Annotated in this window: 10 protein-coding genes and 1 tRNA gene; all 11 read left to right on the forward strand. The window is 44.0% G+C overall.

Features of this window, described 5'->3' with window-relative positions:
- Positions 1-9 precede the first annotated feature (9 nt).
- Positions 10-945: a Flp pilus assembly protein CpaB gene (gene cpaB, locus ACYQ05_RS08030; protein WP_459820014.1), complete on the forward strand. Its 936-nt coding sequence runs from the start codon at positions 10-12 to the stop codon at positions 943-945.
- Complete coding sequence (locus ACYQ05_RS08035) at positions 942-2,522, forward strand: type II and III secretion system protein family protein (RefSeq protein WP_459820016.1); 1,581 nt, start codon at positions 942-944, stop codon at positions 2,520-2,522. The genes cpaB and ACYQ05_RS08035 overlap by 4 nt, the downstream gene beginning before the upstream one ends.
- Positions 2,519-3,829 carry a CpaE/TadZ family protein gene (locus ACYQ05_RS08040; RefSeq protein WP_459820018.1) on the forward strand — a complete coding sequence of 437 codons (1,311 nt, stop codon included), beginning with the start codon at positions 2,519-2,521 and terminating at the stop codon, positions 3,827-3,829. Before ACYQ05_RS08035 ends, ACYQ05_RS08040 begins: the two co-directional genes overlap by 4 nt.
- 3 nt (positions 3,830-3,832) lie before the next feature.
- Positions 3,833-5,224, forward strand: coding sequence for a TadA family conjugal transfer-associated ATPase (locus tag ACYQ05_RS08045; RefSeq protein WP_459820020.1), 1,392 nt, complete (start codon positions 3,833-3,835; stop codon positions 5,222-5,224).
- 4 nt (positions 5,225-5,228) lie between these two features.
- Positions 5,229-6,173: a type II secretion system F family protein gene (locus ACYQ05_RS08050; protein WP_459820022.1), complete on the forward strand. Its 945-nt coding sequence runs from the start codon at positions 5,229-5,231 to the stop codon at positions 6,171-6,173.
- A gap of 2 nt (positions 6,174-6,175) precedes the next feature.
- Positions 6,176-7,081, forward strand: a complete 906-nt coding sequence (locus ACYQ05_RS08055) for a type II secretion system F family protein (RefSeq protein ID WP_459820024.1) — start codon at positions 6,176-6,178, stop codon at positions 7,079-7,081.
- The gene (locus ACYQ05_RS08060; RefSeq protein WP_459820026.1) at positions 7,081-7,713 is read left to right on the forward strand and encodes a tetratricopeptide repeat protein; all 633 of its coding nucleotides are present in this window, start codon (positions 7,081-7,083) and stop codon (positions 7,711-7,713) included. Before ACYQ05_RS08055 ends, ACYQ05_RS08060 begins: the two co-directional genes overlap by 1 nt.
- A gap of 1 nt (position 7,714) precedes the next feature.
- Positions 7,715-9,127, forward strand: a complete 1,413-nt coding sequence (locus ACYQ05_RS08065) for a hypothetical protein (protein WP_459820028.1) — start codon at positions 7,715-7,717, stop codon at positions 9,125-9,127.
- Positions 9,128-9,185: 58 nt separating this feature from the next.
- Positions 9,186-9,276 (forward strand) — tRNA-Ser (locus tag ACYQ05_RS08070).
- Between the two features lie 110 nt (positions 9,277-9,386).
- Complete coding sequence (murC, locus tag ACYQ05_RS08075) at positions 9,387-10,781, forward strand: UDP-N-acetylmuramate--L-alanine ligase (protein WP_459820030.1); 1,395 nt, start codon at positions 9,387-9,389, stop codon at positions 10,779-10,781.
- Complete coding sequence (locus ACYQ05_RS08080) at positions 10,782-11,711, forward strand: D-alanine--D-alanine ligase (RefSeq protein ID WP_459820032.1); 930 nt, start codon at positions 10,782-10,784, stop codon at positions 11,709-11,711. It abuts the gene before it with no gap.
- The last annotated feature ends 11 nt before the right edge of the window (positions 11,712-11,722 follow it).

Below are 11,722 nucleotides of genomic sequence, written 5' to 3' on the forward strand. Positions count from 1 at the left end.
AGGAAAGTGATGAAGCTAAAAAATAGAGACTTCATATTATATGGTGCTGCACTGTTGTCAGCGATTTTAGCGGTTGCGATCGTTTATGGTTATGTTCAAAATCGCATCGCGGAAGCGGAACAGAAAGCAAAAGCACAAGTAAAAGTGAAGACCATCACAGTGGTGGAAAAACCAAAGATGCGATCGGTTGTGGTGGCAGCACATGATATTTTTAGAGGTGAGCGAATCGGGGTGGATGATGTAAAAGTGCTTGCAGTTCCCACAGAGGGTGTCATTGCTAAGGGGGTCGTTGTCAATCCACAGGATGTTGTGGGGCGAGTCGCAAATCAGAATATTTATGCGGGGGAGTGGATTATCGACCGCAAAATAGGGGGCTACGAAACGGAGAAAAAGAGTATTGAGGCGATTTTAGCACCAGGGCAACGTGCGATACGCATTCCGGTTTCAGCAGAAACTGGGTTGTTAGGTATTTTGAATCCAAATGACCGAGTGGATGTGGTCAGCGTTTTTCCTGGGGGCGGTAAGACGGTTTCGCGCACCATTATGCAGAATATAGAGGTTTTGTCCGTTGGGCAATATAACCGGATGGGTATTTTATCCTTTTCTAAAGATCAAACACAGGCGTCTGCTCAGAATAAAACTGCTCACAATAAAAATTCAAAGAGTCCAAAGAGTTCAGAAGATGAAGCTTTTATTAAAAGTTCAATGGTCGCCCTTAATGTGAATACCAAGCAAGCAGAGATGTTGGCGTTGGCAATGAATATAGGTGCGATTCACTTAGTATTAAGAAACCCAGCAGATGTCAAAATCGTCAAAACAACAGGGGTGAATGCCAAGATCCTGAGTAAGGGTGGAGACGCGATTAAGTATAGAATCAAAAAACGCAAGCGTGAAGTGATTGAATTAATGCAAGGTAATAAAGTACAAGAGGTAAGGATCCGATGAAAAATAGAGCGCGTTTCTTTAAGGTTTGGTTACAGCTTTTGGCGGTTTGCTTTGGGGGGGGGCTCTCTTTGGGTGCTATGGCTACTGTTGAGCAGAAATATGACATTATGCAAACCGAAAGTAAGATTTTGAAATTTGATCTTCCCATTAAACGTGCCTTAATCGCAAATCCTGACTTGGCCATAGTTAAGGTACTGAATGCAAAGGAATTATTGGTGAGTGGGAAACAGGCTGGGCGCACAGAATTGATCATTTGGTACCGCAATCATCCTGATGTCGCGAAACATATCGTGATTAATATTCTGCCAGATCAGGCACGCTTTGATGAGATCAATAATACCCTTGCGCATTTGATGCAACAATTAGATCCAGAAGGGACGGTTAAGTATGAATTGCGCTCTATATGGGTCAATCCTGAATCCTCTGTACGTCGTGAAGTGGATAATATCGGTAACCAAATAGATGGAGATGCCACGCTTTCAGCTGCGCAGCGCCATGATACACAAGTCTTACAAAAGGAACAAAATGCTGGCTCTTTCGGCGGACACTCTCAAGCGGGAAATTATCTGGTGCTGCTTTCTGGAACCGTTCCCAATAAAGCGCGTAAAAAACGCATTCAATCTGTGATCTCGGCGTTGGGATTGAGTGTGGTCAATATCATCAAGGTGACTGGTCCGCAGCAGATTCGATTATCAGTCCGCGTAGCAGAAGTGGTTAAGGGGAACCCCTTTCGTGCAGGGATTGCTTTACGCGATAAACGTGACCAATATGGCATTTTCCCCCCAGGTAATTTGGGCACCAATACTAATTTTTTATTAAATGTGGCGAAAGTAGCGGCTGGAACTCAGGCCAGTATAGCTTTACCGTATGCGGATGGTTTTCAAATCGGAATTAATCCCTTTGAGAGCAGTCTTTATGGCGTCTTGTCTCTATTAGAGGGTAAGAATTTAGCCCGGATTTTGGCGAAACCAGAACTGACCGTTCAATCGGGTGAAACTGCGGATTTCTTAGTAGGTGGTGAATTGCCGATTCCAGTTTCTCAAGGCAACGGTGCAGTGAGTTTGTCTTATAAAGAGTTCGGTATTCGCTTGAGGTTTAGTCCCATTGTTACAGAATCTGGTGAGATTCAGATGACCGTTGCCCCTGAGGTGAGTAATATTGATGAAAGTGCTGGTGTGCAAACGGGGGCGGTGATGGTGCCTGGATTTAGATCTCGAAAAGCCAGTACCACCATTACCTTGAAGCCTGGCCAAAGTTTTGTCATTGGCGGTTTACTGCAAGATAATTTACGCTCTCAGATCAATAAGATTCCTTTTTTGGGTGATATTCCTATATTGGGCGCTTTATTCCGTTCTACCAGTTATGAAAAAGACCAAACCGAACTGGCAATTTTAGTGACGCCAGAGTTTGTCAACCCAATCAAAAAAAACCAAAAGGTGAAATTGCCGGGTGAAGACCTAGAGCGTCCTAGCGATCTGAATGGCTTTGTGTGGGGGGATACGGCAGTTAAGCTGGAAAATGGGAAAAGTGTGCTGCCTAAGCATTTAATTGAGACTGGCTTGGAGAAGTTACAATGAGTCAAGCGTCTTTATCAACAGCTAATATGGCTTTAAAAAGAGCGCTTTATATTGGCGTGGATGAAGATTTAATGGAGTCTGTACGGGTCTCTATTATGTCTAAATATGACCTAGAGGCGATGCCTGATGCGCCACATGTTTTGCCCGATGATGTCAATATCGTTTTTATTGAATTTGCAGGCGATGCAGAGAATACCTTAAACATCATCAATCAAGTACTCACAATTGGTAAAGGCCTGCCCGTCTATGTGTTGGTTAAGGAAAAAGATGCTGACTTTATTATTCATGCAAGTCATCAAGGTGTGCAAGGGTTTATTGAGTGTCCAGATGAAGTTTTTCATATCCTTTCGATTATTCATATGCAAGATCGGAGACGCCAAGGCAAAAATGGGATTGTCTCCGCTTTCTTTAGTTTAAAAGGCGGGGTGGGTTGTACTGCGTTGGCCACCAATTTGGCGGCTAAGATTACGGATATGACCGATAAAAGAACCGTGCTCGTGGATTTTCATATGCCTTTGGGTGACACAGCCCTTTATTTGAATATGGAAGAGAATCGCCTCTATACCATTACGGATTTTATTTATAACCTCAATCGCTTAGACGAAAATTTAGTCTATAAATCCCTTTCTCAGCATACATCAGGTTTATTTCTGTTGTCATTGCCCAGGGATTTAGCAGAGCTAGAGATGGTAGATGGGCAGAAGGTTAAAGTCATGATTGACGTGTTACGGCAATATTTTGATCATGTATTAATTGACTGCCCAAGCGACTTATCAGATATTGCTTTAAGTGCTTTGGATGAATCAGACAATATTGTTTTGGTGGCGGAACCCTCTTTATCCTCAATTCGAGCGACCAATTCAGCCGTTAATTTAGCTCAAAAATTGGGATATTTAAAAGAGTCTCTTAAGTTGATCATTAATCGTAATACCAGTCATCACAATGCTTTAATTGAAGAGTTGATAGATGCTTTAGAAGTGGGGAGTGTCAGTCGTGTAGATAATGACTATCAAACTTTCAATGAGGCGCTCGTTGAAGGGGTGCTATTAGAACAGTATCGACCAGACTCTCCTGTCAATGCACAATTGACGCGAATCGCAAATATGCTTCATAACGGAACAGAATTGCCTGAAGTTCGGGAAGATAGCCAACAGAAAACATCTTGGTTCGAGGGACTTAAAGCGATCTTCACCCGACAAAAAAAATCATCAAGCTCAAAAAGGATGCGCTTATCCAATTCTGTCAAAAGCGCCTCGGAACATTCCGCTGTCTCTGAAATGCAGTCGGATAAAAAGGTGATGGCATAATCAATGGGTATTCGTGATCGCTTAAAAAATATAGAAAAGCGGGAGCTGGAAGAGCGTGGGATTCAAGACGCGCCTGTTAACAAGGCGGTTAGAGACAATCGCGTGGAGCTTGGTCAGAATGCAACATTCTTAGAGATTAAAGCGCGTTGCCAAAAACTGGCTGCTGAGGATGAGGCATTTTACCGTGCAGATTCAAAAGAGACGCGTCAAGAATTGCTTCCTCGGTTGGAGGAATTGGTCAGGGAAGTGGTTGCTGACATGGATTACCCTCTAGCCGATGTTGAGGTGCGCCAACTGGGTCGAGAGTTACTCGATGAAATCTATGGGTTAGGCCCCATTGAACCCCTGCTTGCCGACCCCACTATTTCTGATATCTTAATTAATGGCTATCAGAACATTTATGTTGAGAGAGGTGGGAAGCTGGAGAAAACCGATATCGCTTTCATCAGTGAAGAGCATTTACGCAATAAGGTAGATCGCATGCTTTATCACACTGGCAGGCGAGTCGATGAATTTTCTCCACTGGTGGATGCACGTTTACCTGATGGCTCTCGTATTAACATTATTATTCCCCCGCTTTCAGTGGATGGTATTAGCGTTTCCATTCGCCGCTTCCCTGAGCAGCATTTACGCGCCAAAGACTTGATCTCATTTGGGTCGATGACTGAGCAGATGTTCCAATTTTTGGATTACAGTGTTAAGGCGGGTTTGAATATTATCGTGTGTGGGGGGACGGGATCTGGAAAAACGACAACGCTCAATATGCTGTCAGGTTTAATTCCAGAAGATGAACGTATTGTAACCATTGAAGACAGTGCAGAGTTGCGGATGCAGCAAGAGCACGTGGTGCGTTTGGAGACACGTCCACCTAATGCTGAAGGCGTAGGGGAGGTTTCTCCTCGTGAACTGTTAAAAAACGCTTTACGGATGCGACCTGATCGAATTGTCTTAGGGGAAGTGCGCGGTGGCGAAGTGTTAGACATGCTGCAAGCGATGAATACGGGGCATGAAGGGTCTCTGGCTACCCTGCATGCGAACAGTCCTCGGGATTGTATTGCCCGTTTGGAGTTGATGATTAACCTCAGTGGTGTGGATATTCCCGCTGCTTCTATTCGTAAACAGATTGCCAGTGCACTGGATTTGATTATTTATGTGAACCGAGGCAAAGATGGTAAGCGACGAGTGGAATCAATTACGGAAGTCGTCGGCATTGAAGAAGAGAATGTGGTCTTACAAGAAATTTATGTTTTTCAACCGCAATTTGATCCGATTACGGGTCAACAATATGGCATTTTTAAGAGCACTGGACTGCGTCCTGGGTGCAGTAAAAAGTGTGAAGCCAGCGGTATTAAGCTTCCAGTGGAATTATTTAATTTTGAAAAAAAGGTGCGCTAGTTAAATGGATCTGGGGTTAGTCCTCCTAATGGTGAGCATTATGTTGCCTTTTGTGTTTGTTTTATGGGGTGTTAAGGTGCATCAGGCAGCTGCCCGAGAAGCACAATTAGATCATTTGATGCAGCGGGCGGGAATGCGAGTTCAGTATCAAGCTAAGATACAAGAGGTGAAAAAGCAAAAACAAAAAAGTTATTGGCGTAACTGGCTGGAAGATCAATTTAAGCACGCAGGTATTGTCGATAAAAAGACCATTCAAAAATGGTTATTAGGGCAGGTGCTACTCATTTGTATCAGTATTTTTTTATTGGCGCTGTCAGTAGGCAGGGAGGGTGTAGACAAAATGATCGCTTTAGCAGCCGTGCTACCTTTAATTCCCGCTGCTTTTCTTTTTTATTTACAAGCACAGCGGCAAAAAAAAATGCGTAAGCAGTTTCCAGAAATGCTGGATGGTTTGATCCGGGGATTGCAAGCAGGTTATGGTGTGGATGGTGCCCTGAATGAAGTGGCCGAAATGTTACCGGATCCCTTAGGCAGTGAAATTAAAGAAATAGAACGTCAATTTTCAATAGGGATAAATATGCGGGATATCCTTATGGAGTTTCAAAAAAGAGTGAATATCCCTGAAGCGAATTTTTTTGTGGTGACATTGATTATTCAGCGAGAGACGGGCGGGCAATTAACTCAGATATTGCAAGAGCTCTCCAAATTAATGCGGCGGCGAGAAGTTTTTCAGATGAAATTGAAGACCTTGACAGCTGAATCGCGTTTTACGGCTTGGTTTTTAGGATTGGCGCCGATGGTGTACTTAGCTTATAAATATTTTTTCGATTATGAGTCGATGAAATTCTTTTTATATGACCCAACAGGTCAAAAATTGTTATGGGTTTCTTTAACATTGATCGCTATAGGCACACTGGTGTTACGCCAGTTATTAAAGATGAGGTTTTAACTATGCTCTCACTCTCTCTGCTTTCACTTTTAATACTATCAGGCGCATTGGTGTTTTTGTCTATTCTCTTGATTGGCAAGGTGATTGAGCGAAAAGAAGAAGATTTGCTCGCAGTGGAACGGTTAAAGGCTCGCGTTGGCATGCAAAATCATTATCAGCGAGAAGTAGTAGAGAAAAAAGTTTGCGATTGGTGTGCTTTGGGGCGCGTATTAGGTCCAAAAGATAAAAAAGAGATTGAAAAAATAGAAAACCAATTAATCCGAGCAGGCTATCGCACTGAAGACTCAGTGGGTGCTTATTTTTTTATTAAAACCTTTATCATTCTATTCGGTGTCTTTATTGCTTTGGTTGCTTGGGCTTGGTTTAATCTTTCGCTTCCTCTGGCTATTTTTATTCCCATTGTCTTTATGTTGACCCCTGAACACGTATTAAACTATTTGGGGAATAGACGATTAGAACGGGTGAATACAGCGCTACCCGATTTTTTAGATATGACAAATATTTGTATGAATGCGGGCTTAAGCTATCTTGTCGCACTCAAACGAGTGACTTCAGAGTTAAAAGAGGTGTATCCAGAAGTGTGTTTTGAATTTGAATATATGCTCGATCAGATTCAGTTGGGTGTGCCTCGGATTCAAGCACTTAAACAATTCGCTGAGAGAAATCCCACCGAAGATATTCAGCAGTTAGTGTTGGTTTTAATTCAAAATGAAAAACTGGGCACCCCGATTGCTAAAGCAATCAGTGATTTTACGCGCCGAATGTATCAAGAAAGAGAGCAACGTTTAGAAGAAAAAGCGGCCAAAACCTCTGCCAAGATGGCGATTGTGATTTTCCCTTTTTTAATGCTGCCTTATTTTATTTTGCTGTTAGGCGAAAAAATGGTGATGTTGGGGCGGAATTGGTAATGAGGTTTTCGAAAGAGAGGTGTTTTTTAAAATTTATTTTTATTGTTTTTATCTCTCTAGGGTTAGGCTCTGGTTGTAGCAGTCACCCGACCAAAATTCGCACGGTGACAGAGCCAGAACGTCCCCCTTTGGCAACGCATCTTGGAGATAAGGAAGCCTATGAGTTTGCGCTCGGTGTCGCCCAATTAGCGATTAAAAATAAGCATTATCAAAAAGCGGAAGAGATTTTAACCAAGGTTCGGCAAAAACATCCTGATGATGTGCGGGTTTATCGTCTTTTAGCGCATATGTATGAGCAGCAAGGTCAATTAGATTTAGCTTGGGTGGCTAGAGATAAGGCAATTAAATTAGAAGCACATACAAAAAATGACGAGGCGGAATTTGCGCGATTATCACTATTAACACACCGCTATCGGCAAGCCGAAAAAATTTATCAGCAGTGGTTGGAGGAGGCGGAGAATGAAAATGAGAAAAGTATTGCACTGAATAATCTCGGATTGAGTGCTTTTGTCCAACAGCACTATAAACAAGCGCAAGCTTATTTTATTCAAGCCTTGCAGCAAGACCCTTTGAATAAAAAGGCACGCAAAAATCTCTTACTTTTGAAGTCTGTCATAAAGAGAGCGTCTTAACATGAAAAGTTTAATGAAAAATATTTTCCAGAAACAGAAAGGTTCGATTTCTCTGCTGGGTGCCTCTGCATTACTGTCCGGGATGTTTGTCATGGCTGCAGGCCTAGAGTTAGGAGGTAAGCGAATTAAGGATGCTCAGTATGATATGTATGCTCAGGCGATTGCTCCAATTGCATTGCGATCAGAGATTGCATTAACCAAAGCGATGGTGGAAAACGGTCAAGCGGACCAGCCTTTTACGCTGTCTCAAACATTTTTATCTGAAGCAGGTGTGAATTTAGAGAATACTGTATTGACTTTAACTTATGGCAATATTCATCATTTAGATACACCGAAGACGGTTACGGATGATCAAGGAAATCAACACACCATCAATGAGGAATTTATCCCACTTGAGCAGCACGCTGATAATCCGAAAAAAGGCTTAGGTCCAAATGAAGTACTACCAAAATTTAATGCAGTGGCCGTAGAAATTCAATCGAAACCATCTGGTATTTTCCGTAATTTTATTCCTAAAGGACGAAGCATTTATGGATTGTCAGATGACCAAGAAAACAGTCCAGAAATGGGAAGCTGCTTTTGTGATGCACGGTTTAATGCCTGTATGGCTGCTGAGAAGACCAATAACGTAATGGGTGAAAAAGAAAGTAATGATCGTCGAACTTATTGTGAAACCGGTATGGCCCCCGCAGTAGGATCCTTTTTTAGCTTTTTCTTTGGAGGTAAACCCAAATTCCCATACGTGGATTCAGTCAAATTATCTCCTCAGTGGGTGGGGCGTCCTTATCAAGCTGAAATGGGTGGCAGCGCTACAGATGAAACCAGTGGTGCTTGGCAACAGGTACAGAATCATGAGTTACTCACAGTTGTTAATGGTAGTAATCCTTTTCCAGAAGCCAGTTGGGATGCCGAAAATGCGCAATGGTTGCCTGGTAACTATGAGATGAAATTTACAGGTTGGCAAAATGTTAAAGTTTTTTTAGGGATACATCTTAAATATAAAAATCCATGGGAAGTGGATGGAGAATTTTATGTTGGCAGAAGTGGTGTCTGTGCCTATCCTAGTAAAGGGTTCTTTTTCTTTCAAATGTTGAACCTGGCTCAAGAATTTTTATGGGGGAATACGGACTGCCTTCGCTATACGGCTAATCCAGATGTGAAGTATGATTGGGCGAAACCCTTGCTACCTTTTTTCAATCTAATTAATAGCGTGACAGGTGCTAATCAGCACTATTATAGTTGCCGGGATTTTTCGGGGATTTCTTCAGCACGTAATGGATTTTTCCAAGTGATGCGCCGCATCTGGAGTAATCCCATCCTAGATTGGACCAAGTCTTATCAACAGGCGGACTGCTCTGTTAAGACCATGCATTTTCATGGCTTCTGGATTTTTGGAAGATGGCGAGCGGAATAATTGGGTGAAAATCTTTTCCAAACAGCGAGTTTTTCCGCTATAATTCTCGTCTTAATTCGGAGAGCTGTCTGAGTGGTTGAAGGAGCTCGCCTGGAAAGCGGGTATAGGTTAATCGCCTATCGGGGGTTCGAATCCCCCGCTCTCCGCCAGATTATAAAAGCTGAACAGCCTTGTTCAGCTTTTTTTATGCCTGCTTCAAACTGGTGATTCTTGCCGGCCTTTAGTATGATAATCAAATTCAAGTAGAGTAGAAGTCTGAATGAAAGATAAGGTTAAACAGATTCATTTTGTGGGAATTGGCGGCGTCGGTATGGCCGGCATTGCAGAGGTGTGTATTAATCTTGGTTTTGAGGTGACGGGTTCAGATATTCGTCATAACTCAACCATTGCTCATCTACTGGATTTAGGCGCGAAAATTCAGATGGGGCATGAAGCACACTATGTGAAAACTTGCGATGTGGTCGTGGTCTCCACAGCCATTGCTCAAGGAAATCCAGAGGTGGAATGGGCAAAAGCACAGCGTATTCCGGTGATTCCGCGTGCAGAGATGTTGGCCGAACTGATGCGGATGCGTTTTGGGATTGCGATTGCGGGCACCCATGGTAAAACCACCACCACCAGTTTGACGGCTGCGATTCTTACCGAAGGGGGATTGGATCCCACTTTTGTTATCGGCGGGCGTTTAAATCAGGTTGGGACCAATGCCAGATTAGGCTCCAGTCGTTATTTGGTGGCAGAGGCCGATGAGTCGGATGCCTCATTTTTGCATTTAAGTCCGATGATTTCCGTGGTTACTAATATTGAAGAAGACCATATGGAAACCTATCAGGGGCAATACCAGAATTTGGAACAGACCTTTATTGATTTTATTCACCGTCTCCCTTTCTATGGCCTAGCCATTCTTTGCGTTGAAGATGCCAATGTCCGGCAGATGATGCCAAAATTAAAACGAAAATATTTGACCTATGGTATTGAGCAGCCGGCCGATATTCAGGCGCGTGCGATTGTGGATCAAGGCTTGCAAACGCAGTTTGAAGTCTGGACGGATGGAGAGTTGGCTTTTCCAGTCACTTTGAACTTACCCGGCCGACATAATGTGTTGAATGCGTTGGCGGCGATTGCGGTGGCACGCGAGTTAAATGTTGCATGGTCAGCCATTGCGCAAGCACTGGAAACTTTTGGGGGTGTGGGGCGCCGATTTGAAGTTTATCCACAGCGCATGTTGGGGGATAAAACGGTGACTCTGGTGGATGATTATGGTCATCATCCGACCGAGCTGGAGGCGACTTTGACCACTGCGCGTTCAGCCTTTCCTAACCAGCGATTGGTATTGCTGTTTCAGCCCCATCGTTATACGCGCACGCGCGACCTTTTCGATGCTTTTGTGCAGGCCTTAATGTTGGCAGATTTGGTGGTGTTGACCGAGGTCTATGCCGCAGGAGAGAGTCAGATTCCGGGGGCTGATGCGAAGGCGTTGGTGCAAGCATTAAGACTGTATGGTAAACAGGATGTGATTTTGGTTGAGGATTTAGAGCATTTAGAAGCGCGTATGGCGCCATTATTACAGGATGATGATGTGCTGCTGGTGATGGGCGCGGGTAGCATTGGTCAGGTGGCGCGTCAATGGCAGCAGTTGAAGGCGGAGGCATCTTAAATGGCCGTGGACAGTGCATTGAGTAAAGTTGGCGTTTTGATGGGGGGCGTCTCAGAAGAGCGCGCGATCTCTTTAAACAGCGGCCAACAGGTGCTGCAAGCGCTCCAACAGGCGGGCGTGAATGCAGAAGGTTTCGATGTACAAAGCTTGATGGATGTGGTGCAAGCTGCTGAACAAGTGGATGTGGTTTTTATCGCGCTGCATGGTCGTTGGGGGGAAGATGGTCAGGTACAAGCCATTTTGCAGAGTTTAAACAAGCCTTTTACCGGCAGTGGTGTAGCGGCTTCAGCTTTGGCAATGGATAAATTGCGCACAAAACTGGTATGGCAGGGCGCCGGTTTGCCGACCCCTAAATTTATTTGGATCTCGCCGACGCAACCCTTTAGTTGGCACCATTTTCACCAAGCACAGCTGGACTTCCCAGTTATGGTTAAGCCCTGCCATGAAGGCTCTAGCATCGGCATGAAGAAAGTTGAGAATGAAGCCGATCTGGAAGCGGCGATTCAGCAAGCACAGCAGTTTGATGCGGAAGTATTAGTCGAGCAGTGGATCACTGGACGCGAGTTTACCGTTGGCATTCTAGGCCATGAGCCTCTACCTTTAATTGAGCTGGAGACCCAGCGAGCTTTTTATGACTATCAAGCAAAATATGAGGCAGATGATACGCGTTATCACTGTCCCGTTCACCTGCCAGCAGGAAAAGAACAGCAGATCCAAAAGCTGGCGAGACAGGCGTTTGAGACCTTAGGGGCACAGGGTTGGGGGCGAATCGATGTGATGTTAGATCAGGAATTGAATCCTTATTTAATCGAATTGAATACGGTGCCCGGCATGACGGATCACAGTTTGGTGCCGATGGCTGCAAAGCATGCAGGACTGGGCTTTTCAGCATTGGTTTTACGCATTTTGCAGTTGGCAAATGGAAGTTAGGTGAAATCAGG

The organism is Galenea microaerophila (assembly GCF_054657255.1).